The organism is Rhizobium sp. ARZ01, from assembly GCF_014851675.1.
Classification (GTDB): domain Bacteria; phylum Pseudomonadota; class Alphaproteobacteria; order Rhizobiales; family Rhizobiaceae; genus Mycoplana.
On record NZ_JACVAE010000002.1, the window covers coordinates 59,525 to 86,248 of the forward strand.

A 26,724-nucleotide genomic window follows, 5' to 3' on the forward strand; every position below is an offset into this window, starting at 1 on the left:
CGAGAACTGATCAGGCGGCCTGGCCAGCCGCATACCCAGAAGCCCACGCCCATTGAAAATTGTATCCGCCGAGCCAGCCGGTCACGTCGACCGCCTCGCCGATGAAATAAAGGCCGGGAACGGACTTCACCACCATGCTGCGGGAATCGAGATCGTCGGTGTCCACGCCGCCGAGTGTGACCTCGGCCGTACGGTAGCCCTCGGATCCGGCTGGCCGGACGCGCCAGCGGCGGATGTGCTCGGCGAGCGCCTCGATCTTGCGGCCGGAGAGCTCCGCCAATGTGCCGTCGACCTCTGCCTGCTTGACAATCAGTTGCGCCAGCTTGCGCGGCATATGCTCTGCCAGCACCGTCTGGACGGCCTGCCTGCCATTGGTCTTGCGCGCTGTGGCGAGCGTTTCGACGACATCCAGGTCAGGCTGCAGATGTAGCAATATGTCCTCGCCCTCCCGCCAAAAGGAGGAGATTTGCAGAACCGCTGGCCCGCTCAGGCCCCGATGCGTGAATAGCATGGCCTCCCGGAACGCAGCCTTTCCGTGGGTGGCAACCACTTCAACCGAGACGCCCGGCATGCCATCGTGTTCAGCCAGCGACTGTGGATCGAGCGTCAGCGGCACGAGCGCCGGCCGGGTCTCGACGGTGCGCAATCCGAACTGCTCGGCGATGCGATAGGCAAACCCGGTCGCACCCATCTTCGGGATCGACTTGCCTCCAGTGGCGATCACAACCGATTGGGTATCCAGCGCACCATCGCTCGTGGCGACCCGGAAACCTGTCTGCAACCGATCGACAGAGACCACCTCGGTGCCAAGCCGCAATTCTGCGCCGACCGCACGCATCTCCTTCAGAAGCATGGCGATGATGTCCTTCGCCGAATGATCGCAGAAGAGCTGGCCGAGCGTCTTCTCGTGCCAGGCGATGCCGTGACTCTCGACCATGCCGAGGAAGTCGCGCGGCGTGTAGCGGGCCAGCGCCGACTTGCAGAAATGCGGGTTCTGCGACAGGAAGTTCTTCGGCCCGGCGTTGATGTTGGTAAAATTGCAACGCCCGCCTCCGGAGATGCGTATTTTCTCGCCCGGCGCCTTCGCATGGTCGATCACGACCACCCGCCGCCCGCGTTTGCCCGCCTCGATCGCGCACATCATACCGGCAGCACCGGCACCGATGATGACCACGTCCCTTTTATCCATCACGCCGCATCGTCCTTGTTTGACCTTCCATTCCGTCCCCGTTGATGAAAGTCAATCCGGTCCTTCATTTCAGCGCTGATCGAGACGAATTTTGCTCGTAAAGACTTGTTTTTCAGCAATTCCCCCCCCTAGCCAATACATAAACTCCGGCTATGATGCCTCATCCGAAACCAACCACGGTGTGTCATGCCCTCAAAAAAGACCGTTGCCACTACAGTTCAGAAAGCCAGCCGTTCCTCCAAAATTCCTCCCGCCCTCACCGCCCCGCGCGGCGTGAAGACGTGGAGAGAGGCCGTCGACTGGCTCAAGTTCCGAGGCATCGAAGATATTGAGTGCATCACCCCGGACCTTGCCGGGGTGCCACGCGGCAAGATGATGCCGTCATCGAAGTTCACATCCAATACCTCGCTTGCCCTCCCCTCCGCCGTTTACCGCCACACCATTTCAGGCGAGTATCCGGAAGAGACAGGACAGTTCCGCTATGAACCGCGCGACAGCGATCTCAAGCTCGTTCCCGATCTCTCCACGCTGAGCGTCGTACCGTGGGAAACCGACCCTACCGCGCAGTTGATCTGCGACGTCGTCGGCTCGTCCGGCGAAAGTGTGCCCTATGCACCGCGCAACGTCCTGAAGAACGTGGTGAACATGTACGAAGAGCGCGGCTGGCGCCCCGTCGTGGCACCGGAGATCGAATTCTATCTCGTCGCCATGAATGACGACCCGGACTATCCGCTGCACCCGCCGAAAGGCCGCTCAGGCCGCACTATTCTCGGCGGCCAGGGCTATTCGATCGCCGGCATCAACGAGTTCGACGAACTGATCGACGACATCTATCACTTCTCCGAAAAGCAGGGGCTGGAGATCGATACCCTAATCCACGAGGAAGGGCCGGCCCAGCTCGAGATCAACCTTCGCCACGGCGACCCGATCGAGCTTGCCGACCAGGTCTTCATGTTCAAACGGACGATCCGGGAGGCGGCGCTCAACCACGGCATCTATGCCACCTTCATGGCCAAGCCGATGCAGGGCCAGGCCGGCTCGGCGATGCACATCCATCAGTCGGTGGTAGATATCAAGACGGGCAAGAACGTCTTCTCCAACCCTGACGGGTCGCCCTCGAAGGAATTCTTCCACTTCATCGGCGGCATGCAGAACTACGTGCCGAAGACGCTGGTGATGATGGCGCCTTATGTGAACTCCTATCGCCGCCTGACGCCGGACATGTCGGCACCGGTCAACAATGCCTGGGGCTACGACAACCGGACCACGGCATTCCGCATCCCGGTCTCGGACGCAAATGCCCGTCGCGTCGAAAATCGCCTGCCGAGCTCGGATGCCAATCCGTATCTCGCACTTGCCGCTTCGCTCGGTTGCGGCCTGCTCGGTATCATGAACGGGATAGAGCCGACGAAGCCGACCGACGAATCCGCAAATGAAGGTTCAATCGACCTTCCGCGCGGCCTCCTTGAAGCCGTTTCGTTGCTCGAATCCGATCCGGAACTGGCCAAGGTCCTGGATCCGGAGTTCATCGGGCTCTACGCCGGCGTCAAGCGCGGCGAGTTCGAAACCTTCATGCAGGTGATCAGCCCGTGGGAACGAGAGTTCCTGCTGCTCCACGTCTGATTTCCTATCCGGCTGCGCCGGAACGCCCAATCGGTGGCCCATCTAGGCCCGGTAGTCGGCGTTCCGGTCGCGCCGACTCCTCAATCTATTGCGATCGGAAGTATTTTCCATGTCATGGCAAAGCCCAATTTCTCCTGGTGTCTCCTGGTATGAAACAACAGTCGGAGAACGCCCCGAATATGCACCGATGTCTGGCTCCTGCGAGACCGACATCGCCATCGTCGGCGGCGGCTTCACCGGCCTTCAGGCGGCCTATACGCTCGCGCGTAAGGGTGTCCGTGTCGTTCTGATCGAGGCGCACCGCTTCGGAGACGGCGCATCGGGCCGCAATGGCGGCCAACTCGGCACCGGTCAGCGCGCCTGGCCCGAAGAACTGGAAGAAGACCTCGGGTACGAACGCTCCAAAGGCCTGTTTGACCTCGCCGAACATGCCAAGCAATACATCCATGAATTTTCCGCCTCCGAGAATCTCGATATCGAGTACGTGCCGGGGCAGATGAATGTCTCTCACAAGGCTGGCCTGGAAAAGTACTACCGGGCCAATCCGGAGATCGCTGCGAAGCGGTATGGCTACGCGCACTCCACTTTCATGGACAAGGCGGAAACGCAGGAACGGCTGGGTTCAACTCGCTACATCTTCGGCGTGCGGGACACCGGCACCGGTCATATCCACCCGATGAAGCTGCTCGTGGGCATCGCGAAGGCGGCCAAGGCTGCGGGCGCCGTCCTGCACGAGAAGACTCCTGCGATCAAAGTGGATCGCGTCGGCGGCAAGGCGGTTATCACCACGGCAAAAGGCACGATCACGGCAGATAAGGCGTTGATCGCCTGCAACGCCTACATCGGCAATCTCGAGCCGAAGACGGCGGCGCACGTCATGCCGATCCGTTCTTTCATCGGCGCGACGCCGGTTCTGGACAAGTTCCCCAAGATCATTCCTGGCGGCGAATCGGTGGCCGACTCCCGCTTCGTGGTGCGCTATTTCCGCAAAAGCCGCGACGGCCGCCTGCTCTTTGGAGGCCGCGAAGCCTACACGGCTGATAATCCGCGCGACATCACACAGCATATCCGCCGCCAGATTGCGGAGATCTATCCGGAGCTTTCGAACATCGAGATCCCGCACGCATGGGGAGGCTCCGTCGGCATCACCATGTCGCGCCAGCCATATGCTCGGGAAGTCATGCCCGGTATCACCTCGATCGGGGGCTATTCAGGCCATGGCGTAATGCTGTCGAACTATTGCGGCAAGCTCTATGCGGATGCGGCAACAGGCAGCAGTGCGGAGCTCGACATGCTGAAGGAATTCAAGATCCCGGCCTTTCCCGGTGGTCCGCGATTCCGCTCGCCGCTGCTTTTCCTGGCGATGACCTGGTACGCGTTGCGCGACAAACTATAGGGCAATCCATCTCGATTTTGTTGCGTCGCACTCTGGTCATTTTAAATCGATTAGAATATAACGGCGCCAACGCGAACCAAATCGAGAATTGCCATGAGCAGCCAATTCATTCCGGTCGAGCCGTTCGACTATGTCGTCTTCGGCGGTACCGGCGACCTGGCAGAACGCAAGCTTCTGCCAGCCCTCTACCATCGCCAGATTGCAGGGCAGTTCACCGACCCTACGCGCATTATCGGCGCGTCACGGGCAGCCATGACCGATAAGGCCTATCGCGAATTTGCAGCCACGGCGCTGCGCGAACACCTGAAGCCAGGCGAATTCGATGACGAACAGGTCAAAGCCTTTACCGAGCGCCTCTTCTACATCTCCGTTGACGCGAAGTCGGAACAGGGTTGGGACAAGCTCAAGGAGATTCTCGATGAGGGCAAGGAGCGTGTGCGCGCCTTCTATCTTGCCGTTGCGCCGGCAATCTTCGGCGAGATCGCCGAAAAGATCCGCGATCACAAGCTGATCACCAAACAGACGCGCATCGTGGTGGAAAAGCCCATCGGCCGCGACCTCGCCTCGGCGACGGAGCTGAACGACACCATCGGTAAGGTTTTTCGCGAGGACCAGATCTTCCGTATCGATCACTATCTCGGCAAGGAGACGGTGCAGAACCTCATGGCGCTGCGCTTCGCCAATGCGCTCTACGAACCGCTCTGGAACTCCGCCCATATTGATCACGTGCAGATCACGGTGGCCGAATCCGTCGGCCTCGAAAGCCGAGCTGGCTATTACGACAAGGCCGGTGCGCTGCGCGACATGGTGCAGAACCATATTCTGCAATTGCTCTGCCTCGTCGCCATGGAGGTGCCTTCCTCGATGGACGCCGAAGCCGTGCGCGACGAAAAGCTGAAGGTGCTTCGGGCGCTGAAACCGATCGACGAATACAATGTGGAGCGGCTTACCGTGCGAGGCCAGTACCGTGCTGGCGCCTCCTCCGGCGGCCCGGTCAAAGGCTATCTCGAAGAACTCGAGAGCGGTGTCTCCAACACGGAGACCTTCGTTGCGATCAAAGCCGAGATCGGCAACTGGCGCTGGTCGGGCATCCCCTTCTACATCCGCACCGGCAAGCGCATGGCAAACCGCGTTTCCGAGATCGTCATCACCTTCAAGCCGATCCCGCATTCGATCTTCGAGCCGGCCGCAGGCCGTATCGAAGCCAATCAGCTCATCATCCGCCTTCAGCCCGACGAGGGCGTCAAGCAATGGCTGATGATCAAGGATCCAGGACCGGGCGGCATGCGGCTGCGCAGCGTGCCCCTCGACATGACTTTTGCCCGCGCCTTCGACTCCCGCAATGCGGACGCCTATGAACGGCTGCTGCTCGACGTTGTTCGCTCCAACCAGACACTTTTCATGCGCCGCGACGAGGTTGAAGCCGCATGGCATTGGGTGGATCCGATCCTCAAGGCCTGGGAGGCGACCGGGCAGAAGGTTCAGGGGTATACCTCCGGCACCTGGGGGCCGAGCCAGGCGATCGCCTTGATAGAGCGCGACGGCCGCACGTGGCACGAGAGCTGAGCCATGGTCACGAAGTTTCACGAATTTTCCGATGGGGCAACACTCGCCGAGGGGCTGGCGGATACCGTCGCCTCGGCTCTAAGAGCGGCAATTGAGGCTCGCGGATCGGCGACGATTGCCGTCTCGGGCGGTTCGACGCCGAAGCAATTTTTCAAGGCGCTTTCGTCAAGGGACATCGATTGGGCGAAGGTGACCGTCACGCTGGTGGACGAGCGTTTCGTGCCGGCGGATAGCCCGCGTTCGAACCACCTTCTGGTGGCCGAGAACCTGCTGCATACCGCCCCCGCACGTTTCCTGCCCCTCTATCGCAAGGCGGCAAGTGCAGAGGAAGCTGCCCAACTGGCTAGTGCGGACGTGGCAAGCCTTCCGGCGCCGCTGGACGTGGTGATCCTTGGCATGGGCAATGATGGCCACACGGCCTCGTTTTTCCCTGGTGGAGACCATCTGGCGGAGGCGCTGTCCCCCGAAATGCCCCGCGGCGTGATCACCATGGAAGCCAAAGGTGCCGGCGAGACCCGCCTGACATTGACGTTCTCCAGTCTTCAGGACGCCCGGCTCCTGGTGCTGCACATCGAAGGACAGTCCAAGAAGGACACACTGGAGAAAGCGCTTGCCGCTGGCCCTGAGAGCGACATGCCGGTGCGCGCGATGTTCCGGCGCGCTGCGACACCCGTCGACATTTTTTGGGCACCGTAGCATGCCGACTAAAATGTCGGAGCGCCTGTCAATGCAAGGCAGCGGCGCTTCGATTTCGACCCTAGGCCAGGCTTGGTCGAGCCATAAGCCGGCATTCGAAGGAATGCGCTGAAGGGCCCTCGTAAACACTGCAGAGAGAAATCAGGATAGCTCCCATGTCCGCCGATTCCCGCATTGAAGCCATCACCGCCCGCATCGTCGAGCGCTCGAAGTCCCACCGCGAACCCTATCTCGACCGGGTGCGCGCGGCCGTTTCCAAGGGTGTCCATCGGTCCGTACTCGGCTGCGGCAACCTCGCGCACGGCTTTGCCGTCTGTTCGCCCCCGGAAAAGGCGGCGCTTGCGGGAGACCGCGTGCCCAACCTCGGCATCATCACTTCCTACAACGACATGCTGTCTGCGCATCAGCCGTTCGAAACCTATCCGGCCCTGATCCGGCAGGCAGCGCACGAAGCCGGCGGCGTGGCGCAGGTCGCAGGCGGGGTGCCGGCGATGTGCGACGGCGTCACCCAGGGGCAGCCCGGCATGGAACTGTCGCTGTTTTCGCGCGATCTGATCGCCATGGCGGCCGGCATCGGCCTGTCGCACAACATGTTCGATGCCGTCGTCTATCTCGGCGTATGCGACAAGATCGTTCCCGGCCTGACGATTGCAGCGCTCACCTTTGGCCACCTGCCCGCAGTGTTCATTCCCGCCGGGCCGATGACCTCCGGACTGCCGAACGACGAGAAGGCACGCGTTCGCCAGCTCTTCGCCGAAGGAAAGGTTGGCCGCGACGAACTCTTGGAGGCAGAATCAAAGTCCTATCACGGTCCCGGCACCTGCACCTTCTACGGCACCGCCAACTCCAACCAGATGCTGATGGAGATCATGGGGTTCCACATGCCCGGCGCCTCCTTCATCAACCCGGGCACGCCGCTGCGCGATGCGCTGACGAGAGAGGCGGCGAAGCGCGCACTCGCCATCACCGCGCAGGGCAACGAGTTCACGCCGGCTGGCGAGATGATCGACGAGCGTTCGATCGTCAACGGCGTGGTCGGTCTACACGCCACCGGCGGCTCGACCAACCACACGATGCACCTGATCGCCATGGCGCGCGCGGCCGGCATCATCCTGACCTGGCAGGATATTTCCGACCTTTCCGATATCGTTCCGCTGCTCGCCCGCGTCTATCCGAACGGCTTGGCCGACGTGAACCATTTCCATGCCGCCGGCGGCATGGGCTTTTTGATCAAGGAACTCTTGAAGGCCGGCTACCTGCACGACGACGTTCGCACCGTTTACGGCAGGGGGCTGCACGCCTACACGATCGAGCCCCGCCTTTCGGACGGTGGCACTGTGCGGCGCGAGCCGGCGCCGATCGTCAGCCACGATCCCAAGGTGCTCGCCAACGTCGAGCATCCGTTCCAGCACACCGGGGGGCTGAAGATGCTGTCTGGCAATGTCGGCAACGCCGTGATCAAGATCTCCGCGGTCAAGCCGGATCGTCACGTGATCGAGGCGCCGGCAAAGATCTTCCATGACCAGGCCGAATTGAACGCCGCATTCAAGGCGGGCCAGCTCGACGGCGATTTCGTTGCGGTCGTCCGTTTCCAGGGCCCGAAGGCGAACGGCATGCCGGAACTGCACAAGCTGACCACCGTGCTCGGTATCCTACAAGATCGCGGCCAGAAGGTCGCACTTCTGACGGACGGGCGCATGTCGGGCGCCTCTGGCAAGGTGCCGGCGGCGATCCACGTGACGCCCGAAGCCGCAGATGGAGGCCCGATCGCCCGCATCCGCGAGGGCGACACGATCCGGCTCGATGCGGTGCAAGGAACCCTCGAGGTCCTCACCGGCGCGGAGGAGTTCTCCGCGCGCGCGCCCGTCTCCGTCGATCTCTCCGGCAACGCGTTCGGCATGGGCCGCGAACTTTTCGCGGCCTTCCGTTCGATTGCGGGACCGGCGGATCACGGCGCAAGCGTTCTGTTCAGTTGAATGTTGGATCCGGGTGTTTCGATGCCCAGCCCCTTCCCTCAGGCTGCGCGAGGGCCGCGAAATATGCCGTCGCCCGCTCAGGAGCAGGATTGCGACGGCCGCAGGGGCCGAGACATCAGCCAGCGCTTAGGAATAAATGTCCAGCGTCTGGTTCCGATGGTTTGGATGGGCGCTGTAGACGAAGATGCGTTTCATGTCTTTTTCGGCAAGCAGTCGCAAGAAGCGGGCCTCGACAGTATCGTTGACATGAACGCGCAGGGCGAGGCAGCCAATCATCGGAATACGCGCGCTGACGATGTCGAGATAGAAGTTCTTCGGCAGTTTGAACTTGGTTGATATTTTCAGCAAAGCGCCGCTGCGCGAAAGCTTGATGATCTGGCAGCGGCGGGAGGCAAGGTTCACAATACCGCCATTCTCGGTGAATTCGATACGAGCCTCATTAAAGGTGTCCTCCATCGGGAAGTTCTTCTCCCGGTCGTACATGAAGGATTCTTCCTTGTTCAGGTAGATCGGACGCTGATGAGGAAGGTGCGTGCTCATTACGATATTCCCATGCCCTTGCTTGCTGGAGAAAACTAGGCTGGAAACATTTAAAATCAGGTTGCGCCTGTCGATAAAAGGCGCTCGTCTGTGCCGCGACATTACACCGCGCGATAGCTTTTTCCACCGTCATCAAAGAGGTGGAGCCTGCTACGGTCTGCTGTGAAACGCACGTTGTCGCCGCGCTTGACCGACCGGATGCCGGGGATTTTGGCGATGATCGGCTCACCTTCCACCAAGCCATCGATGTAGAGCAGCGTCACCTCACCGAGGGCCTCGACGATCGAAACCGTCCCCTCGAACAGGAAGTCCGCACCGGTCGTGATCTGCAGATCCTCTGGCCGCACGCCGAAGCTCGCAACCTTGCCGCGTTCGCTCTCGGCCGTCGCGATATCCATGGTCGCCCGCGTTCCGCCCTTGAGCTCGACCGTCGTCGTTGCGCCCGGGCCTGTCACCGTCGCGGGGATCACGTTCATGGCAGGCGAGCCGATGAACCGGGCGACGAAGAGGTTGGCTGGGCGCTCGTAGAGCTCCAGCGGCGCACCGACCTGTTCGATATGGCCGGCAGACAGCACGACGATGCGATCAGCAAGCGTCATCGCCTCGACCTGGTCGTGGGTGACGTAGATCATCGTCGTGTCGGCCATGCGCTCGGCGAGCTTGGCGATTTCGATGCGCGTGGCAACGCGCAATGCCGCGTCGAGGTTCGACAGCGGCTCGTCGAACAGGAAGACCTTGGGGTTGCGGCAGATGGCGCGCCCGATCGCCACACGCTGGCGCTGGCCGCCGGAAAGCGCCCTGGGAAGGCGATCGAGATACTTGGTCAGTTGCAGGGTCTCCGCGGCTGAACGCACGCGGCGGTCGATCTCCTCCTTGCTTTCCTTGGCGATCCGCATGCCGAAGGCCATGTTGTCGTAGACGGTCATGTGCGGGTAGAGCGCATAGGACTGGAACACCATCGCGATGCCGCGCTTTGAGGGCGGCACGCCGTTGACGCGCTCGCCGTCGATCATCATGTCGCCGCCGGTGATTTCCTCCAGCCCGGCAATCATCCGTAGCAGCGTCGACTTTCCGCAGCCTGACGGACCGACGAAGACGATGAACTCACCCTGCTTGATATCCAGGTCGATGCCGTGAATCACGTCCACGGCACCGTAGGACTTGCGGATATCCTTCAACACCAGCCCAGTCATTCCACCTCCCCATCTGTCCGTTATACGAAGCGGGCGAAGAACCCGCTCCATGCCGGAAGTACGATCGTTTCGTCGTTCAGTCTGCTCTGGAATCCGTGACCTTCCAAGGTCTCGATCGCTTCTGCCGGCCGCGCAACCTCCTGCGTCTCTGATCTCATGTTGAACAGGCAAAGAATGCGTTCGTTGCCGTGGCTGCGGATGAAGGAGAGCACACTCTCGTTCGCCGGCGCGAATTCGATCTCGCCCTTGACGAGGGCTGGATGCTGGCGGCGGAAGGCGAGAAAGCGGCGATAATGGTTAAGCACGGAATGCGGATCTTCCTCCTGGACGGAGACTGCCGCCGACAGGTGGGCCGCAGGCACCGGCAGCCACGGTTTGCCGGCAGAAAAGCCGCCGTTGGCAGCGCGAGAATCCCACGGCATCGGCGTACGGCAGCCGTCCCGACCCTTGAAGTCCGGCCAGAACTGTATGCCGTAGGGATCCTGCAAATCCTCGTAGGCGAGTTCGGCTTCGGGCAGCGCCAGTTCCTCGCCCTGGTAAATACAGACGGACCCGCGCAGCGACATCAGAAGCGATGCCAGAAGCGTGGCGTGGGCGCTACGGTCGACAACGCCTGCGCCCCAACGGGTGACGTGACGCACCACATCATGGTTGGAGAAAGCCCAGCAAACCCATCCGTCGGGGGCGACCTTCTCGAGCACGTGCTGAACCTCAGCGACGGTGGCTGCTGTCGGCGCATCCGGCGCCAAAAACTCGAAGGCGTAGCACATGTGCATCTTGTCGCCGCCGGAGGTGTACTCGCCGGCAATCTCAAGACCGCGCTGACTGTCGCCCACCTCGCCAACGGCAGCAATCGCCGGGAACTCCTCCATCACGGCGCGGAAGCGCTTGAGGAACTCCAGGTTCTCCGGCCGGTTCTTGTCGTAGAGATGTTCCTGGTAGTTGTAGGGGTTGACCGCGGGCGCGGTCTGCGCATTGCGGCGCTCGGGCGGCAGCGAGGGGTTGTCGCGCAATTCCTTGTCGTGGAAGTAGAAGTTGATCGTATCCAGCCGGAAACCGTCGACGCCGCGCGTCAGCCAGAAACGCGCGACGGAAAGGAGTGCGTCCTGGACGTTCGGATTGTGCAGGTTCAGATCCGGCTGCGAGGTCAGGAAGTTGTGCATGTAGTATTGCAGGCGGGTCGGGTCCCACTGCCAGGCCGAGCCGCCGAAAATCGACAGCCAGTTGTTCGGCGACGTGCCGTCCGGCTTTGAGTCCGCCCAGACGTACCAGTCGGCCTTCTGGTTCGTCCGGCTCGACCGGCTTTCGACGAACCAGGGATGCTTGTCCGAGGTGTGCGACAGGACGAGATCGATCATCACACGGATGCCGAGCCGGTGCGCCTCGGCGATCAGCGCGTCAAAGTCTTCAAGCGTTCCGAAAATCGGATCGACGTCCTCGTAGTCGGACACGTCATAGCCGAAGTCCTTCATCGGCGAGGTGAAGAAGGGCGAGATCCAGATCGCATCCACGCCGAGCGAGGCCACGTAGGAAAGGCGCTGGGTGATGCCCTTCAGGTCACCGATACCGTCGCCGTTGGTATCCTGATAGGAGCGCGGATAGATCTGGTAGATCACCGCGCCGCGCCACCAGTCCTTGTCGCCTGCCGGCAGGGCTGTATTCGTCGTCGTCATTCAGAAATCCTGTCTTTTCTGTTGAGTGTCAGCCGCCCTTGACCGAACCCGCCAGCAGGCCGCGCACGAGATAGCGCTGCAGGGCGAAGAAGACGATCAGGGGGACGATGATGGTGATGAAGGCGGAAGCCGTCAGGATTTCCCAGTTGCCGCCTCGTGAACCGAGCAGGTTGACGAGCCGCCCTGTCAGTACGAGCTGTTCTTGGCCGGTGCCGAGGAACACGATCGCGACCAGCAGGTCGTTCCAGGTCCAGAGGAACTGGAAGATTGCAAAGGAAGCGAGTGCCGGAAAGGACAGCGGCAGGATGATCTTGACGAAAATGTCGAAGTCGCTGGCGCCGTCGACGCGGGCGGACTCCATGATCTCTTTCGGTAGGCCGGCCATGTAGTTGCGCAAGAGGTAGATCGCGAGCGGCAGCCCGAAACCCATGTGCGCCAGCCAGATGCCGACATAGGTCTTGGCGGGCACACCGAAGAAGGCCCCGACACCGTTGTAGAGCTTCAGGAGCGGGATCAGCGACATCTGCAGCGGCACCACCAAAAGGCCAACAACGACGGCGATCAGGATCGCCCGACCGGGAAACCTCATCCACGCGAGCGCATAGGCGCAGAAGGCGGCAACCAGGATCGGGATGATCGTCGAGGGAATCGCGACCGTCAGCGAATTGATGAAAGAAGTGCCGATGCCTTCGGCGCTCAGCACCTCGCGGTAGTTGTCGAGGGTAAAGCGCGGCGGCACGGATGCGGTAAAGAAGATGCGCTGCCCGCGCGAGCCCTCCATTCTCTTGTCCGAGGCGATCTCAAAACCGCCGTCCGCCTGAACGGTCAGCATCTCACCGTCGTTCAACTGAGCTGTCTGGCCGGGCTGGAAAGCAGCTGGCTCGCGGCTGTTGAAGCCGAAGGCGGAGACATTGCCCTTCCGGCCTTCAAGAAGATTTCCGGAAATGACGAACTTTCCGTCTTTCTCCACCTGACTTTCGGGCGGCGGCGCGCGATAGACGAGGTTCTGCGTCGAGGTCGAAAGCGCGGTCCACCAGCCGGAGACGGCGAGTTGGTCCTTGTCGCGCAGCGAGGAGATCAGCAGCCCCGCGGTCGGCAGCGTCCACAGCGCGACTAGCAGCAGGACGGAAAGATGGACGACAAACGCCAGCGGGGAACGGGCCGCGCCGGGCATCTCAATGCCCTCCCGTTTCGCGGGTGGCATTGCGGATGTTCCAGATCATGATCGGGATCACGAGCACCATGATGACGACGGCGATCGCCGCCCCTCGTCCGAAGTCACCGCCGCCGCGGAACATCCAGTCGAACATGAGATTGGCGAGAACCTGTGTCTGCCATTGCCCATTGGTCATCGCAAGCACGATATCGAAGACCTTGAGCACGAGGATGGTGATCGTCGTCCAGACAACGGCGATCGTGCCCCATATCTGCGGGATCATGATCTTGAAGAAGATCTGCGTGCCGCTCGCGCCGTCGATGACGGCTGCCTCCAATGTCTCCTCGGGAATGCCGCGAAGCGCTGCCGACAGGATCACCATGGCAAAGCCGGTCTGGATCCAGATCAGGATCACCATCAGAAAGAAGTTGTTCCAGAAGGGCAGTGTCATCCAGGCCTGGGGAGATCCGCCAAAATAGGTGACGAGCGCGTTCAATATCCCGATCTGCGCACTGCCCTCGGCGCGGTAGTCGTAGACGAACTTCCAGATGACGGCCGCGCCGACGAAGGAAATCGCCATCGGCATGAAAACCAGTGTCTTGGCGATGTTGCCCCACCAGATGCGATCGGTCAGGGCGGCGATGATCAGGCCGAAAAAGGTCGAGAGCGCCGGCACGACCAGAAGCCAGAGGAAGTTGTTGAAGATCGACTGGCGGAACTCGCCATCACCGAGCATCCAGACGTAGTTGCTTGAGCCCGCGAAGACCTGCCCGGCCCGGTCGTGGAAGCTGAGGCGGACGGATTCGAAAACCGGGTAGACCAGGTAAATTGCAAGCGCCAGCAGGGCCGGCAGCATGAAGAGCCACGGACGGATCGCGTTGGTAATGCGCAGGTTCTGGGATGCCTTGGCACCCTTGAGCCCCTTGGAGGGAAAGGTCCTGTCCAGGAGCCAGTTGGTTGCGAAGAAGTAGAAGGCGCAGGCAAGCACACCTGCGAGCATTGTGACTACGGCAAACAATAGCTGTTGCATAGCGCCGCCCCTCCCCCGAGGTCATGCCCCACATCGTCGTTTTTCCCGGCGACCGACCAGCCAATACCGGGACCGGAGGCGAACGGAGGCCGGCCAGATAACCCGAACGGCCTCGCAGCATCGATCACTTGATGGCGTCCCAGGCCTTCTGGACGCCGTCGGCGACATCGGCCGAGGATTTACCGCCGACGAAATCGACCATCCCGGTCCAGAATGCGCCGGCGCCGATCTTACCCGGCATCAGGTCCGAACCGTCGAAGCGGAAGGTGGTCGAGTTCAGCAGGATCTCACCCTGCTTCTTCATCGGCGCGTTTGCGTAAGCCTCCTTGTTGGCACTCTTGAACGGCGTCAGGAAGCTCGTCTGCGCCATCCAGAGTTCATGGGCGATCGGCGTCTTAAGGAATTCGAGAAAGGCGCGCGCGGCCGGCGTATCCTTGGTGATGAGCGCCAGCGTCCCGGCACCGAGAACCGGGTTGCCGAGTTCAGGCTTGCCGGCATAAGGCGGCATGTAGAAGAAGTCCGCATCTTCTCCGACCACGGTCCCCTCCGGGAAGAACGAGGGGATGAAGGAAGCCTGGTGGTGCATGTAGCATTTCGGCGGCGAGGCGAAGAGCCCCTTCGGGCTGTCGCGGAAATCGGTAGATGCCACGGCCGCAGCCCCGCCGGAGACGAACTTGTCGTTCTTGGCGAACCAGCCGAACTCGTCGAGCGCACCGGTGACGGCGGCATCGGTAAAGGGAATGGCATTGGTGGCCCACTTGTCGTAGGTCTCAGGCGTCTGCGTGCGCAGCATCAGGTCCTCGACCCAGTCGGTCGCCGGCCAGCCGGTTGCGCCACCCGAACCGAGCCCAATGCACCAGGGCGTTCCGCCATCGGCGACGATCTTTTCCGTCAGCGCCTTCAGCTCTTCCATGGTCTTCGGGATCTCGTAGCCGGCGTCCTCGAAGTTTTCCGGCACGTACCAGACGAGCGACTTCACATCGATTTTGTAGGGGAAGGCAAAGAGCTGCGGGTTGCCATCCTTGTCCTTGTAGGTCGACAGGTCGACCCAGGACTGACCTGCGGCATAGTTTTCGAGCAGCCAGTTCTTCGTCTCGTCGCCGAGCGGAGTGAGGTAACCCTTCGAGGCCAGATCAGCGATCAGGCCCGGTTGCGGCAGGATCGCGATATCGGGAGGGCTGCCGGCCTGCGTGTCGATGACGATCTGTTGCTCGTAGTTTTCCGAGGAGGAATATTTGAGATCGACACCCGTCGCCTCGACGAAATAGGCATAGACGCTCTTGAACAGCGTCTCGTCCTCCCCGCGCCAGGGGCCGAAGATCGTCAGGGTCTGCCCCTTCAGGTCATGCCCTTTCTTGAACTCTTCGAAGCTCGTCCAGTTGAACTTCGCATCCTCACCCGGCTTGAACTTCAATTCAGCCGCTCCGGCAGCTCCGGTCATTAGCGCCGCAATCACTGCGGTCAACAGCAGATTCCCTTTCACGTGCTTTCCTCCCACACTTGCCCGGCGTTGCCGTGCCGATCTTGCATCCCCTCCAGCGCCTTCAAAGCGCTTTGAATGAACCGGAACATTCACCATCACTATTTGCGCGTCAAGAAGCTTCGTCCCCGAGCGTTGACGACGGCAAATTTCATACAGCGCAACGCGTGTTTGCGCTGCAAACCCGGACTTTTCCTTTCACAGCACAAAACGCTGATGCTACATGGGACGCCCCGGCGCTTTGGCGGAACTGTCCCACAGATAAGGGCGCTTTCAAAGCGCTTCGATCTCTGCAAAGGCGAAGAACGTGAATCTGAAGCAGCTATCGCAACTCCTCGGACTGTCGCAGACGACGGTCAGCAGAGCCCTGAACGGCTATCCGGAGGTCAATGCCGACACGCGCCAGCGCGTTCTCGACGCCGTTCGAAAGACCGGCTACCGGCCCAATCGAGCCGCCCAACGTCTTGCGACGGGACGTGCCGGATCGATCGGTCTCATCATGCCGACGGCCGACGGACACGATTCGGACGTGCATTTCGGCGAATTCCTCGCCGGCCTCGGTGACGAGGCCGTGCGGCACGATTTCCACTTCGTCATCAATCCGAGCCACCCCGACGACGAGGAGGCGACCTGCCAGCGGCTGGTTGCAAGCGGCAATATCGACGCACTCTTCACCGCATACATGCGCGCGCACGACCCGCGCATCGCCATGTTGAAGTCGCTGTCGATCCCTTTCGTCGCGCATGGCCGATCGATCGGAATTCCGACGGATTACCCCTACCTGGACATCGACAATACCGCCGCCTTCCATGACGCGGCAAAGCTGCTGGTGCAGTTCGGACACAAGCGAATCGGGCTCTTGAACGGGCCGGCGCATTTCACCTTCGCGATCCGGCGCAAAAAGGGGATGGAACGAGCGCTCGCCGAGCGCGGTTACGTCCTTGACGAAGCGTGTGTACAGCACTCGCCGATGACGGACGAGCATGGCTATCGCGGCATGCAGCGCTTCCTCGAACTTGCCGAGCCGCCGACCGCGGTGCTCTGTTCGAGCACGGTCCTTGCCCTTGGCGCGGTCCGCTCGCTGAACCAAGCCGGCCTGAAAATTGGCACGGACGTCTCGCTGATTGCGCATGACGACGTCTTGCCGATGCTGAAGCCTGAGAACTTCACCGTGCCGCTGACGACGACACGATCGTCGCTACGTGCCGCTGGGTCGCGGGTCGCCAAGCGGCTGATCTCCCGTATTCTCAGCCTGGAAGAACTGCCGGATCAGGAACTGTGGAAGGCCGAACTGATCGTACGCGCCTCGACGGGTCCGGTGCCCCAATAGGACACGGCACAGGACTAAGTCTGCATCGGGTTTGTAGCGAGGAGTGTTCGGCGCGCCCCGACACCTTAGCCGCTCGTCAGAACCTCGGCGCCTTCCGCCCGCTCTTGCGATAAGCGGCAATAACGGTGTTGGCCATCAACATGGCGATCGTCATCGGGCCGACGCCGCCAGGAACCGGCGTAATCGCACCGGCAACCTCAGCGCATTCGTCGAAAGCCACGTCGCCGACGAGGCGCGACTTGCCTTCGCCCTTATCCGGCGCGGGCACGCGGTTGATGCCGACGTCAATCACCGTCGCACCCGGCTTGACCCAATCCGCCTTGACCATCTGCGGCCGGCCGACCGCGGCGACCAGGATGTCGGCGTTACGGCAAACCGAAGCGAGATCCTTGGTGCGGGAGTGAGCCATCGTCACGGTGGCATTGGCGTTGAGAAGGAGCGCGCCCATCGGCTTGCCGAACAGGTTGGAGCGGCCGATGACGACAGCGCTCAGTCCGGAGAGGTCTTCGCCGTGAATGCCGCGCACCAGCACCATTGCACCTGCCGGCGTACACGAGATCAGTCCGCCATCGAGATCGCCGGTCGCAAGCTTGCCTGTGTTGACCACATGCAGTCCGTCGACGTCCTTTTCCGGCAGGATCGACTGGATGATCGGTTCAGAATTCAGGTGCTTCGGCAGCGGAAGCTGCACGAGAATGCCGTGGACCGTGTCGTCGGCGTTCAGCGTCTGGACGAGTGCGGCCAGTTCTTCCTGCGTCGTCGTCTCGGGCAACGTGTGCTGGATGGAGGTGAAGCCACATTCCTTGGCCATGCGGCTCTTGGAGGACACGTAGGCGTGACTTGCCGGGTCGTCTCCCACGATGACCACCGCCAGCCCGGTCTTCACGCTGGCCTCCTGCTCGAGGTTGCTGGCGGCAGCCTTGACGGCATCAATCACGGAAGCGGCAACCTGCTTGCCATCGATAATGGTGGTCACGTTCTTCTCCCTTGCGGACTGGGCGAAATCTAGTGTCTCCGGAACGGAGGCAATAGCCTCATAGCGCCCTATGCTGTCCAGAAACGAATTTTGCAAGCGCACCGGCCGGCGACCAAGTGGCGCATTGCTCGTCCATCCGTAGCCGGCGGTCGCAAGCTGTTCGTGCAGCAGCGCCATCTGACGCTGCACAGAGCAAACCGTTCGTAAACGCAAAGCGTCTTTCTTTAACGAGCAACTTAAATCCACCTTCAGGCGAAGCTGCTACACGCAGGGTAACGCCTGAAGGACCGCGCACCGATGATTGATATGCTCGCCCATAGTCGGACTACCCCAGTCAATCTGGTCCTCTGCCTGCCCCTCCTCTGGGGCGCGCGCGCATGAACCTCCGATCGGCAAACACGCTGAAGGTGTCTCAACGCGACATTCTGGGATTGCCTGTATACGACCTTGACTGGGCCGGCGCGTTCGACTTCGTCGAAAGTCTTGCCAATATGCCGATCGGACAGACGACGATCGCGTTCCTGAACGCCAACGACGCAAACCTGATGATGAGCGATACCGAATATCGGGATGCGCTCGCGCGTCAGATCGTTCTGCCGGACGGGCATGTCGTGGGCATCGCCTCGCAGGTCATTCATGGCAATCCCTTCCCAGCCAATCTCAACGGCAAGGATTTCGTGCCTGCCCTGCTGACCTACATGGAGAAGCCGAAGCGTATCGCACTCATCGGCGCCGATCGGCAGGTGCTGTCTCAGGCAACGGAAAAGTTGCGGGAACACACGCCCTGGCATGAGTTTCACCCGATATCGGACGGCCACTTCGACCACAGCGAAACAGATACAGTCACGGAAAAGGTGCGGGCGTTGGCGCCTGACATCCTTCTCGTCGCCATGACCAGTCCCGTGCAGGAGAAGTGGATCGACCGGCACGTGGCGCCCGGCCATGCGCGACTGGTGATCAGCGTCGGCTCCCTGTTCGACCATGTTGCCGGTCAGATGCCCAGCCCCCCTGCACGGATGCACCGCCTCAGGTTTGAATGGCTGTTCCGTCTGATCAATGAGCCGCGCCAGCGCCTCTATCGTTTTGGTATTGGAAACACCCTGTTCCTCTATCACGTCGCCCGCTACAAGCTCAGCGCCATTGTCGGCCACCACCGCCGCAAAAGCGCTTGACGACCGACATTTTCGCGGCGACCCGAGCAATCGCCAGAGCGCAAAAAGGCGCCGCGTTGCCCTGAAACGCGGCGCCTTTAATTCGACCGGTATCCGGTCTTCAGTTTGTAGGAGACTGAGTAGCGGTTGCGGCCGCAGCATCATTCTTGACGATGTTGGTGCCTTTGCGCGCCGGTTTCGTCTTCACCTCCACCTTGGCGATGTAGTCGATCTGTTCGATGATGACCTGATCTATGACCGCCTCGCCGAAGCGCTTGTTCAATCCGTCCTTGATCGTAGCCCGGAAGGTATCGACGTCGAAGCTGTCCAGTTTTTCGACATCGATCATCCGCTGACCGACGAGCAGCGTGTAAAGCTCATCGGTGATTGCTTCGCCCATCGGCACCGCCTGCTTTGCAGCAAGCTCCTTATTGGCGGTGTAGGACAGCCTCGCGAGAAAATACCCTTTGACCGCCCCGTCGGAGATAACGGGAATGGTCGCCTGGCTACCCTTGACAAGCTCGAGTGCCGCCGCACGCGCGGCAGCCTCCTCATCGACTCTAGGCGCGGCTGCCATCTGCATGGAAAAATAGACGGAGGCCAGTGTAATGGCGCAGATCCAGATGCCGGTGAGGACGAGCTTGATCACGGCTGGTACCCCAGACGGAACTGCTCCTGCGAATAGGTGCCATCCGCTTCCTGCTCACGTACCGCGTCCTTGAGAATCTGCACGACTGCTCGTGCAGCCTCGAGGTGGGATGAAACGCGCTGCGCGTTGATGCTGAGCTTGTCGCGAAGGTTCTTCAACTGCGGGCCAAATGACTTCGGCATTTCTTCTGTCGGAACGTCGCGCGAGAGCATTGCCAGCTCATAGAGGCAGCGGCTCTTGTGCGCATTCGAGGTCTGCAGGTCGAAATCCGGATCGACGCCGATGCCGGTGTTTTCCGCATCCACGATGTTTTCAAGCCGGTTCAATACAGTGCGGATACGGAGATCGTTCGTTGCCATGTCCATTGTTTTTCCTCCGATCAGGATGTCTTTTTGTCTGTCGTTTCACCCGGTGTCAGCACGGCAAAGGTGTTGCGCTGCAACTCCTGAACCATCGCCGTGGAAACACGCTGGGCATTCGGGTCGATCACGGCGATGTCTTCCGTTACACCCTTCTTCTCGTTGTCCTTCATGAGGCTTGCGGCGATGCCGATACCGCCACCCTTGGAAATCACGTCACCGATCTGTTCGGCCATCATGCCGCGCCAGATTTCACCGGCAGTACCCTTGCCGTAGATCTCTTCGTTCTCGGCGGGCAGCATGGACTTCACGAAGTTCTGCAGCACCATCGCCTCGAACTTGCGGTACGTCTCCGGGATGGCCTTATCGGTGCCGCTGACGGCGGCCGGCATGGCGGCCCCGGCAGAGTCGCGATTCAGGATGCTGACCGCGGCGCCGAAGCCGTTGCCGGCATCCGCAAGGCTGTTTGCCTCGAAACTAGCGCGGTTCGATTTTAGCTGTGCCTGCGCCTCCTGCACCGCTGCAGGATCGGCAGCTCGCACAACGTCAAGCACCAGATCGCTTGGGGGTGAAATTGCCACGTCTCTTTGCCTCTCGGGTGTCAGGGAGCCGCGCCCGCCATCATGGCAGACTGTCAGCCCGTTACCTGCGAAGATCCCGCGATCGCTGCTGACGGGGAACGATGTCGTTCCGGCTGCCACGCGATAACCTCAACGGGGTTTACTCTTCGACCTGGATTCGACTATCGCTGCTCAACCTTACGGGAGGCTGGCCACATGAATCTGGCAGCGAGCAACTGCCCTAGCGAATGTCATCATCGCCATAGGCGATATGCTGGTCGATGAGATCGTAGATCGCATTGTCCTCGGCCTCCCGGTTTTCCAGGTCGCGGGCCTCACGCATCCGTTCCTCCAACCGATCGCCTTTCGTACGCTCGCGCACAATCCGCATCTCGTGCATCTGCTGCACGCCAGCCAGCATGACATCCTTGTGGCGAAGCTTGCCGATCTGCGCGGCATAGATGCCGGAGAAACCGCGATGAACCGGATTGAGCGAATTGATCGCGCCGGCGACCGCGTCCATGGTCTCGGTAACTTCCTGCCGCTCCTGCGTCGTCATCGCAAGATCCATTTCCGCCATCTGTTCGAGATGGCGCTGGACGGTGACGAGGCGCTTGAGCTTGTCGGACCGGTTCTTCATTTGAATACCTCAGCGGCCTTCGAACACCGGAATGAAGCCATTGGCAAAGATTTCCAGCAGTGAGGAAACGCCGAAATAAAGCAGGAACAGGCCGCCGAGAATGATGTAGGGCAGCGAGATGAAGTAGATCGGCATCTGCGGAGCAAGCTTGTTGATCAGGCCGACGGCCACGTTGAACAGCAACCCATATATGATGAAGGGACTCGCCAGGCGCAGCATGATGCTGAAAGTCTGCACCAGGGTGTCGGTCAGAGTGATCAGCGCGCTCTGCGGGTTAAAGCCACCCATCGGAACCGTGGTGTAGGAATCCACCAGCGCCCGAAGGACGACGTGGTGGAAATTCAGGGTGAACAGAAGCATCAACCCGGCGAAACTGATCAAATTGGTCAGCTGGTTTTCCGCAGCGTCTTCGATGATGTCGGGCGACGGCGGTGCGTTGAAGCCGATCATCATCGTCAGCGCCGTACCTGCGAACTGCAGGCCCAGCACATAGTAGCGGGTGATCAGCCCGATCACTGCTCCTGTCAGTGTCTCGAACAGGATCATCTGGATGTAGGTCACCATCGAACCCTGGGTTTTGGGATAGATCGCCTCCCAGAGGATCGGCAGGACCGCCATCGACACGGCAACCGCCAGGAACAGCCGGACCTGCATGGCGACGCGCGCCGAGGCAAAGCCCGGCAACAGCATGAAACAGCCGCCGACACGGCAGAAGGCGGCAAACATCGCCAGTACCGTGCCCTGCGGATCGGTGATCATGAAATCGAGCCGAGGATCTTGATCTCGATGCCCTTGGCGAGTTCGACGTGCGACAATACCGGCAATGTGGCAAACAGGCGTTCGATGATCATGCGCACATAAGTACGGGATTCGGGTGATGTGACCAGTACGAATGGCGTGCCGCGATCGAGAAATTCACGGATAACTTTCGTCGCCTGCTCACTGAATTCCTCCAGCTGACGCGGGTCGATGTCGAACTCGACGACATCGCCCTTCGCATCGCGCTTGAGAGCCTGGTGGAACACCATGTCCCAACGGTTGCCGAGACGCAGCACCGGCAGAACGCCATTTTCGGTAAGGTCGCCGCAAATTTGCTGGGCCATGCGGATGCGGACGTGCTCGACGATCTGCTCGGTCTTGCGCACATGCGGAGCAAGCTCGGCAACGGCTTCGAGAATGAGATGCAGGTTGCGGATCGAAACACGCTCGGCGAGCAGGAGTTTCAGCACCGCCTGCAGGCCGGAATAGGACATGTGCGAGGAGCAGATCTCGTCGGCGAGCTTGCGGTATTCCGGGTCGAGACGCTCGATCAGTATCTTGACGTCCTTGTAGGAAAGGAGTTGCGGAAGGTTATTGCGAATGACCTCAGAAAGATGGGTCAGAACGACCGAGACGTTGTCGATCGGGTGGAAGCCCTCACGCCGTAGATCCTCCACAAAGGTCTCGAGTATCGAAACTGCCGGCATGCCGAAGGCGGGTTCGCGGATATCATCTCCGGGAACACTCGGCTTGCGGCCGCCGCCGGTCACGACCAGCACTTCCCCGACACGCACGATGTTGGAGGCAACGGTCGTTCCGTGGATACGGATATGATAGGACTTGTCGGCAATCGAGATGTCGTCTGAGACTTTTATCTCAGGAACGACAAAACCATACTGGGTGGCAAACTTCTTGCGCATCTTGCCGACGCGAAACGCCAGTTCCTGGTGAGCGCCAAGGAGGCGGGTAGAGACTTGCTTGCCGAGGAGAAGTTCGATTTCGGCGGTTTTCAGTGCCGATTTGACCGAATCCTTGTCCGCGTCCTTGGTCTGCGAGGCACTTTTTGCCTCTTGTTCGCGACGCAGGTTGTTCTCCTGCTCCTGCCGGCGCGGAATAATCCATCCACCAAAGGCCATGACACCACCGAGCACCATGAACGGAAGGAACGGAAGCCCGGGCATGACTGCCAGAAGAACCATCAGGCCCGCAGCGACGAGCAGCGCGCGTGGATAGCCGCTCAGCTGATTGACGACGGCCTGGTCCGTCGAACCGGGAGCGCTGCCACGCGAAACGAGCAGGCCCGCGGCCAGCGATACGATCAGGGCGGGGATCTGCGAGACGACGCCGTCGCCGACCGACAGCTTGACGAAGACGTCCGCTGCCTCACCGAGTTCCATGCCATGCCGGAAGTAGCCGATGATGATGCCGCCGAAAATGTTGATGGCGGTGATGATGAGGCCGGCGATGGCGTCGCCACGGACGAATTTGGATGCACCGTCCATGGAGCCGAAGAAGGAGCTCTCGTCCTCCAGTTCGCGGCGGCGGTGCTGGGCTTGCTTCTCGTCGATCAGACCGGCGGACAGGTCCGCGTCGATCGACATCTGCTTGCCGGGAATGGCATCGAGCGTGAAGCGCGCGCCGACTTCGGCGATACGGGTCGCACCCTTGGTAATGACGATAAAGTTTACCGTGATCAGGATCAGGAAGACGATCAACCCGATGACGAAATCGCCGGACATGACGAGGTTGGCAAAGCCAGCGATGACGTTGCCGGCTGCATCATGCCCCTGGTGGCCGTGCGAGAGAATCACGCGGGTCGTGGCGATGTTGAGCGACAGGCGGATCATCGTCGCGATTAGCAGGATCGTCGGAAAGGACGAGAAGTCGAGCGGCCGCTGGATCCAAAGCGATACCATCAGGATCAGAACGGAAAAGGCGATCGAGAACGCCAGCCCCATATCGATCATGAACACCGGTATCGGCAGGAACAGGATCGACAGAATGGCGACGATACCCATCGCAAACGCGATGTCCCGGCCGCTAGGGTTCACCTTGGGGATGGAGAGTGCTGGTACTTGTGCCATTTTCGTCCCGTCTCGTCATGAGAGGCGCGACCCCCGAGAGAGTCGCCATGCTGCCGCAAATTCGTAACGTGCGAAACTTGCGCGAGGGTGGCAGCGGGGGCGAAAAGGACCTTAGAATCCGGACTCGATCCGGGAAAAGATAATGTCGCTGAAAATGGAAATCTGCGCCCCAATGAAGGGAGCTGAAATAGCAACCGTAATGAAGACGGCGAGAATCTTCGGAACGAAGGTCAAGGTCACTTCCTGGACCTGCGTCAGTGCCTGGATGAAGGCAATGCCGACGCCGATGACCATGGCCGCAAGGACCGCAGGACCGGATGCGACAATCACGGTCCAGATGGCGGCTTGGGCGATGTCGAGGGCGTCAGCCTCATTCATTTCGATCAGCTCACTTTCACGCCTGGTCCGATGACGAGCTTCTTGCCCGACTCAAGCGTTGCGACGATACCGTCCGTATACAACGTCACTTCCTTGACGACACCTGAAATCTTGCCGTCCTCGCTGGTCACGGTGCGCCCGATCACAGAATCGGCCTCCTGAAGCGAAGTGCGTTGCAGCATACTCTCCAGGTTCTTGTTCGTCTTGATGGTTTGTTCCACCTGCGAGAAGGTCGCAAGCTGCGCCATTTGCTGCGTCGGATCCATCGGTTCCGTCGGGTCCTGGTTCTTCAGCTGTGCGACAAGCAGCTTCAGGAAGCTCTCATAGTTGAGCGTAGCCTTGGACGAATCCGCAGCCGAGTCATTGGCCGACACGTTCGGCGTATAGCCGCTGCGTCCCGCTGCACCTACCGGATCTACCATATGGCGATCTCCTTGCGGATGTGCTCAACCGTCGCCGGTGTCATCTCATGGTTGTTGAGGATGCGGTCCTCGATCGGGTAGAGGGCGCGGATCGCCTTCAACGCTTCGAAGGCCCGACCCTGCGTCACGAGGCCGTCGATCCGTTTCAGCTCCGCCAGTACTTCATCGTTCTTGAAGCAGTTGAGGAGCATGATGACCGACTTGCGGAAGATCGTCGTCGATTGCTCGGCACCCTCCGGATTGATCAGGATCATCTGCGCGATGAAGTAGAGCTGGCGCAGCGGCGTCGTGGCCTGCTCGGGCTGAAGAACGTGGTTTTCCAGAAGGAATGTGACATCGTTCAGGAACTCCAGCGCAACCTTGCGGTCAACCCGCAATACCGCCCCGTTCACGAAGATGCGTTCGCCCGATTTCAAAGAAATCCGCAGTGTGCTTTTCATTTAATGCCATCCCTGATGATGGTTGTTATGTCGATGATGCCCTGGAAGTTGGACGACTCGCGTTTGCGGATGCGTTCGAGTTCCCCCAATATCCAAAGGGCGATAGAGATGAGATTGGCGCGTAGTTCTTGTTCCAGCTGGTTCTCCGGATTTCCGAGATCCTCGACGAAACGAATCCAGACGCGTCGGGTATAGTAGACGGCTTCGATGGCGTCCCGACCGTAACCTTTGCTCGCCTCCGCCTTGAGCAAAAGTTCGATCGACCGATCGAGAACCTGGCGCTCGCGGCTCTTGGAGGTTTCGACACCGTCCTCCATGATCTCGACATACGAGAACTGGTACATTCAGACACCCTTCATGTTTGTCACGCGGCTCTGATCATCAGAGGTAGTTCAACAGGCTCATCTTCTGAAGCTGGCCGGTCAGCGTGTAGGCGAGTTCGAGCTGGCTCTTGAGTGTCAGAACCCGCGTCGAGGTCTCGTTGGTATCGACTTTTTCGAGGCTGCCGATGCTCGCGTTCAGAATACTGGATTGAGCCTTGAGCGAAATGTCGGCCTGCTTTATCCGCGCTTCGGAGACGCCGAGCGTCGTGCGTTCCGCGTTGATGCCGGTAATAGCCGACCCGGTATATTCGCGGGAGCGAGCACTGACTGCGTTGCGTGTTTCCGCACTCAAGCCGAGATTGATCATTTCGTAGCCGATCATCGCGCCGAGAGCGAAATTACGCATTCCGTCCACATTGGCGTTGGTCGAGCTCTGGATGACCTCGGAATTGCTGATCCGGCTTGTCATGTTCTGGCTGGACGCATTCGACCAATCATCGTAGCCGACACCCGTGAGCGGCGGCCCCATAAGCGCACCCGAGCCCGTCATGTGATAGGCTTCCAGTTCGTCGATGAACTGGTTCATCTGGGCGGGCGTTATATCTTTCGCTTGCGGATCGGATTGGCTGAACCCGAAGAATCTTGAAAATGCCGTATTGAACTTAGACTGCGCCGTAGAACCGACATAGCTGTTGACCGGCTGGACGTCCGAATCGATTCCGGCAAAGAGATACTCGCCGGCGAAGGACGCATTGGCGGCATTGGTGAAGAGCGACAGCGCATCGCCGAGGGTCGTCTTGGCCCTGTTGAGGTGATCCTGGGCTTCGGAGCCCGAAAATGTAATCAGGGCTTCCTGAATCGAATCTGCCGCCTTCGATATCTGGCCCAGAGCCTCCTGCGAGGCTGCGAGACGCTGCTTCGTCAGTGAATTGGTGCTCAACAGAGATTCCAGCCGCTGCATATCGCGATGCATATTGAGCGTGCGGGCGGTCTTGGCGCCGAGGACGGCGCCGATGTCGGCATGCCGGCCCGTGACCGTCTCTTTCTGCTTCTGCATGATCTCCGTCTGTGCTTCGGCAATGGTCCGAAGCATGGTGCTCTGCATGGTCAGGTTGGATACGAAGGACGTCTTCAT

26 protein-coding genes are annotated in these 26,724 nt (G+C 60.4%); 7 read left to right on the top strand and 19 right to left on the bottom strand.

Annotated features, from left to right (window positions below):
• Window positions 1–10: 10 nt before the first annotated feature.
• Window positions 11–1,192: an NAD(P)/FAD-dependent oxidoreductase gene (locus IB238_RS14420; protein WP_192248031.1), complete on the bottom strand. Its 1,182-nt coding sequence runs from the start codon at window positions 1,190–1,192 to the stop codon at window positions 11–13.
• A 183-nt stretch (window positions 1,193–1,375) separates the two neighbouring features.
• Between IB238_RS14420 and IB238_RS14425 the strand changes: the two genes are divergently transcribed.
• The 5 genes from IB238_RS14425 to edd all read left to right on the top strand — a co-directional run bounded on the left by IB238_RS14425 (window position 1,376) and on the right by edd (window position 8,446).
• Window positions 1,376–2,812: a glutamine synthetase family protein gene (locus IB238_RS14425; RefSeq protein WP_192248034.1), complete on the top strand. Its 1,437-nt coding sequence runs from the start codon at window positions 1,376–1,378 to the stop codon at window positions 2,810–2,812.
• Between the two features lie 109 nt (window positions 2,813–2,921).
• The gene (locus IB238_RS14430; protein ID WP_192248037.1) at window positions 2,922–4,208 is read left to right on the top strand and encodes an FAD-binding oxidoreductase; all 1,287 of its coding nucleotides are present in this window, start codon (window positions 2,922–2,924) and stop codon (window positions 4,206–4,208) included.
• 93 nt (window positions 4,209–4,301) lie between these two features.
• Window positions 4,302–5,774 carry a glucose-6-phosphate dehydrogenase gene (gene zwf, locus IB238_RS14435; protein ID WP_192248040.1) on the top strand — a complete coding sequence of 491 codons (1,473 nt, stop codon included), beginning with the start codon at window positions 4,302–4,304 and terminating at the stop codon, window positions 5,772–5,774.
• A gap of 3 nt (window positions 5,775–5,777) precedes the next feature.
• Complete coding sequence (pgl, locus tag IB238_RS14440; protein ID WP_192248043.1) at window positions 5,778–6,470, top strand: 6-phosphogluconolactonase; 693 nt, start codon at window positions 5,778–5,780, stop codon at window positions 6,468–6,470.
• Window positions 6,471–6,625: 155 nt separating this feature from the next.
• The gene (gene edd, locus IB238_RS14445; RefSeq protein WP_192248046.1) at window positions 6,626–8,446 is read left to right on the top strand and encodes a phosphogluconate dehydratase; all 1,821 of its coding nucleotides are present in this window, start codon (window positions 6,626–6,628) and stop codon (window positions 8,444–8,446) included.
• A 126-nt stretch (window positions 8,447–8,572) separates the two neighbouring features.
• On the opposite strand, the gene IB238_RS14450 is transcribed toward edd, so the two are convergent.
• The 6 genes from IB238_RS14450 to IB238_RS14475 all read right to left on the bottom strand — a co-directional run bounded on the left by IB238_RS14450 (window position 8,573) and on the right by IB238_RS14475 (window position 15,479).
• A complete protein-coding gene (locus IB238_RS14450; RefSeq protein WP_192249637.1) occupies window positions 8,573–8,986 on the bottom strand; it encodes a hypothetical protein in 414 nt (137 codons plus the stop codon).
• A 101-nt stretch (window positions 8,987–9,087) separates the two neighbouring features.
• Window positions 9,088–10,179, bottom strand: coding sequence for a sn-glycerol-3-phosphate ABC transporter ATP-binding protein UgpC (ugpC, locus tag IB238_RS14455; RefSeq protein WP_192248049.1), 1,092 nt, complete (start codon window positions 10,177–10,179; stop codon window positions 9,088–9,090).
• 20 nt (window positions 10,180–10,199) lie between these two features.
• Window positions 10,200–11,852 carry an alpha-glucosidase gene (locus IB238_RS14460; protein WP_192248051.1) on the bottom strand — a complete coding sequence of 551 codons (1,653 nt, stop codon included), beginning with the start codon at window positions 11,850–11,852 and terminating at the stop codon, window positions 10,200–10,202.
• A 28-nt stretch (window positions 11,853–11,880) separates the two neighbouring features.
• Window positions 11,881–13,026, bottom strand: a complete 1,146-nt coding sequence (locus tag IB238_RS14465; RefSeq protein ID WP_192249639.1) for a carbohydrate ABC transporter permease — start codon at window positions 13,024–13,026, stop codon at window positions 11,881–11,883.
• 1 nt (window position 13,027) lies between these two features.
• Complete coding sequence (locus tag IB238_RS14470) at window positions 13,028–14,038, bottom strand: sugar ABC transporter permease (protein ID WP_192248054.1); 1,011 nt, start codon at window positions 14,036–14,038, stop codon at window positions 13,028–13,030.
• 124 nt (window positions 14,039–14,162) lie between these two features.
• The gene (locus IB238_RS14475) at window positions 14,163–15,479 is read right to left on the bottom strand and encodes an ABC transporter substrate-binding protein (protein WP_192249641.1); all 1,317 of its coding nucleotides are present in this window, start codon (window positions 15,477–15,479) and stop codon (window positions 14,163–14,165) included.
• Between the two features lie 346 nt (window positions 15,480–15,825).
• Here IB238_RS14475 and IB238_RS14480 point away from each other — a divergent pair, with 346 nt between their 5' ends.
• The gene (locus IB238_RS14480) at window positions 15,826–16,848 is read left to right on the top strand and encodes a substrate-binding domain-containing protein (protein WP_192248058.1); all 1,023 of its coding nucleotides are present in this window, start codon (window positions 15,826–15,828) and stop codon (window positions 16,846–16,848) included.
• Window positions 16,849–16,924: 76 nt separating this feature from the next.
• Here the strand turns inward: IB238_RS14480 and folD are convergent, their stop codons facing one another.
• Window positions 16,925–17,824: a bifunctional methylenetetrahydrofolate dehydrogenase/methenyltetrahydrofolate cyclohydrolase FolD gene (gene folD, locus IB238_RS14485; RefSeq protein WP_192249643.1), complete on the bottom strand. Its 900-nt coding sequence runs from the start codon at window positions 17,822–17,824 to the stop codon at window positions 16,925–16,927.
• Window positions 17,825–18,201: 377 nt separating this feature from the next.
• Between folD and IB238_RS14490 the strand changes: the two genes are divergently transcribed.
• Entirely contained in the window at window positions 18,202–18,996 is a 795-nt protein-coding gene (locus IB238_RS14490) for a WecB/TagA/CpsF family glycosyltransferase (RefSeq protein ID WP_192248061.1), read from the top strand.
• 100 nt (window positions 18,997–19,096) lie between these two features.
• Here IB238_RS14490 and IB238_RS14495 read toward each other — a convergent pair whose 3' ends face one another.
• From IB238_RS14495 to IB238_RS14545, 11 genes are all read right to left on the bottom strand, one after another.
• The gene (locus IB238_RS14495) at window positions 19,097–19,624 is read right to left on the bottom strand and encodes a hypothetical protein (RefSeq protein WP_192248064.1); all 528 of its coding nucleotides are present in this window, start codon (window positions 19,622–19,624) and stop codon (window positions 19,097–19,099) included.
• Window positions 19,621–19,989: a hypothetical protein gene (locus tag IB238_RS14500; protein WP_192248067.1), complete on the bottom strand. Its 369-nt coding sequence runs from the start codon at window positions 19,987–19,989 to the stop codon at window positions 19,621–19,623. The genes IB238_RS14495 and IB238_RS14500 overlap by 4 nt, the downstream gene beginning before the upstream one ends.
• A 14-nt stretch (window positions 19,990–20,003) precedes the next feature.
• The gene (locus tag IB238_RS14505; RefSeq protein WP_192248069.1) at window positions 20,004–20,564 is read right to left on the bottom strand and encodes a rod-binding protein; all 561 of its coding nucleotides are present in this window, start codon (window positions 20,562–20,564) and stop codon (window positions 20,004–20,006) included.
• A gap of 220 nt (window positions 20,565–20,784) precedes the next feature.
• On the bottom strand, window positions 20,785–21,183 hold the full coding sequence (locus IB238_RS14510) for a hypothetical protein (RefSeq protein ID WP_192248072.1): 399 nt from the start codon (window positions 21,181–21,183) through the stop codon (window positions 20,785–20,787).
• 9 nt (window positions 21,184–21,192) lie between these two features.
• Window positions 21,193–21,942 carry a flagellar biosynthetic protein FliR gene (gene fliR / locus IB238_RS14515; RefSeq protein WP_192248074.1) on the bottom strand — a complete coding sequence of 250 codons (750 nt, stop codon included), beginning with the start codon at window positions 21,940–21,942 and terminating at the stop codon, window positions 21,193–21,195.
• Window positions 21,939–24,026 carry a flagellar biosynthesis protein FlhA gene (flhA, locus tag IB238_RS14520; RefSeq protein ID WP_192248077.1) on the bottom strand — a complete coding sequence of 696 codons (2,088 nt, stop codon included), beginning with the start codon at window positions 24,024–24,026 and terminating at the stop codon, window positions 21,939–21,941. The genes fliR and flhA overlap by 4 nt, the downstream gene beginning before the upstream one ends.
• A 111-nt stretch (window positions 24,027–24,137) precedes the next feature.
• Entirely contained in the window at window positions 24,138–24,404 is a 267-nt protein-coding gene (locus tag IB238_RS14525) for a flagellar biosynthetic protein FliQ (protein WP_192248080.1), read from the bottom strand.
• 5 nt (window positions 24,405–24,409) lie between these two features.
• A complete protein-coding gene (gene flgD / locus IB238_RS14530; RefSeq protein WP_192248083.1) occupies window positions 24,410–24,826 on the bottom strand; it encodes a flagellar hook assembly protein FlgD in 417 nt (138 codons plus the stop codon).
• On the bottom strand, window positions 24,820–25,266 hold the full coding sequence (flbT, locus tag IB238_RS14535) for a flagellar biosynthesis repressor FlbT (RefSeq protein ID WP_192248086.1): 447 nt from the start codon (window positions 25,264–25,266) through the stop codon (window positions 24,820–24,822). Before flbT ends, flgD begins: the two co-directional genes overlap by 7 nt.
• Complete coding sequence (gene flaF / locus IB238_RS14540) at window positions 25,263–25,610, bottom strand: flagellar biosynthesis regulator FlaF (protein ID WP_192248089.1); 348 nt, start codon at window positions 25,608–25,610, stop codon at window positions 25,263–25,265. Before flaF ends, flbT begins: the two co-directional genes overlap by 4 nt.
• 37 nt (window positions 25,611–25,647) lie before the next feature.
• Window positions 25,648–26,724 carry a flagellar hook-associated family protein gene (locus IB238_RS14545; RefSeq protein ID WP_192248092.1) on the bottom strand — a complete coding sequence of 359 codons (1,077 nt, stop codon included), beginning with the start codon at window positions 26,722–26,724 and terminating at the stop codon, window positions 25,648–25,650.

Bases quoted from the DNA above. Each gene is read 5' to 3' on its own strand.
- IB238_RS14425 (WP_192248034.1), top strand. From the start codon at position 1,376: ATGCCCTCAAAAAAGACCGTTGCCACTACAGTTCAGAAAGCCAGCCGT.
- IB238_RS14430 (WP_192248037.1), top strand. From the start codon at position 2,922: ATGTCATGGCAAAGCCCAATTTCTCCTGGTGTCTCCTGGTATGAAACA.
- zwf (WP_192248040.1), top strand. From the start codon at position 4,302: ATGAGCAGCCAATTCATTCCGGTCGAGCCGTTCGACTATGTCGTCTTC.
- pgl (WP_192248043.1), top strand. From the start codon at position 5,778: ATGGTCACGAAGTTTCACGAATTTTCCGATGGGGCAACACTCGCCGAG.
- edd (WP_192248046.1), top strand. From the start codon at position 6,626: ATGTCCGCCGATTCCCGCATTGAAGCCATCACCGCCCGCATCGTCGAG.
- IB238_RS14450 (WP_192249637.1), bottom strand. From the start codon at position 8,986: ATGAGCACGCACCTTCCTCATCAGCGTCCGATCTACCTGAACAAGGAA.
- ugpC (WP_192248049.1), bottom strand. From the start codon at position 10,179: ATGACTGGGCTGGTGTTGAAGGATATCCGCAAGTCCTACGGTGCCGTG.
- IB238_RS14460 (WP_192248051.1), bottom strand. From the start codon at position 11,852: ATGACGACGACGAATACAGCCCTGCCGGCAGGCGACAAGGACTGGTGG.
- IB238_RS14465 (WP_192249639.1), bottom strand. From the start codon at position 13,026: ATGCCCGGCGCGGCCCGTTCCCCGCTGGCGTTTGTCGTCCATCTTTCC.
- IB238_RS14470 (WP_192248054.1), bottom strand. From the start codon at position 14,038: ATGCAACAGCTATTGTTTGCCGTAGTCACAATGCTCGCAGGTGTGCTT.
- IB238_RS14475 (WP_192249641.1), bottom strand. From the start codon at position 15,479: ATGACCGGAGCTGCCGGAGCGGCTGAATTGAAGTTCAAGCCGGGTGAG.
- IB238_RS14490 (WP_192248061.1), top strand. From the start codon at position 18,202: ATGAACCTCCGATCGGCAAACACGCTGAAGGTGTCTCAACGCGACATT.
- IB238_RS14500 (WP_192248067.1), bottom strand. From the start codon at position 19,989: ATGGACATGGCAACGAACGATCTCCGTATCCGCACTGTATTGAACCGG.
- IB238_RS14510 (WP_192248072.1), bottom strand. From the start codon at position 21,183: ATGAAGAACCGGTCCGACAAGCTCAAGCGCCTCGTCACCGTCCAGCGC.
- fliR (WP_192248074.1), bottom strand. From the start codon at position 21,942: ATGATCACCGATCCGCAGGGCACGGTACTGGCGATGTTTGCCGCCTTC.
- flhA (WP_192248077.1), bottom strand. From the start codon at position 24,026: ATGGCACAAGTACCAGCACTCTCCATCCCCAAGGTGAACCCTAGCGGC.
- IB238_RS14525 (WP_192248080.1), bottom strand. From the start codon at position 24,404: ATGAATGAGGCTGACGCCCTCGACATCGCCCAAGCCGCCATCTGGACC.
- flgD (WP_192248083.1), bottom strand. From the start codon at position 24,826: ATGGTAGATCCGGTAGGTGCAGCGGGACGCAGCGGCTATACGCCGAAC.
- flbT (WP_192248086.1), bottom strand. From the start codon at position 25,266: ATGAAAAGCACACTGCGGATTTCTTTGAAATCGGGCGAACGCATCTTC.
- flaF (WP_192248089.1), bottom strand. From the start codon at position 25,610: ATGTACCAGTTCTCGTATGTCGAGATCATGGAGGACGGTGTCGAAACC.
- IB238_RS14545 (WP_192248092.1), bottom strand. From the start codon at position 26,724: ATGAAGACGTCCTTCGTATCCAACCTGACCATGCAGAGCACCATGCTT.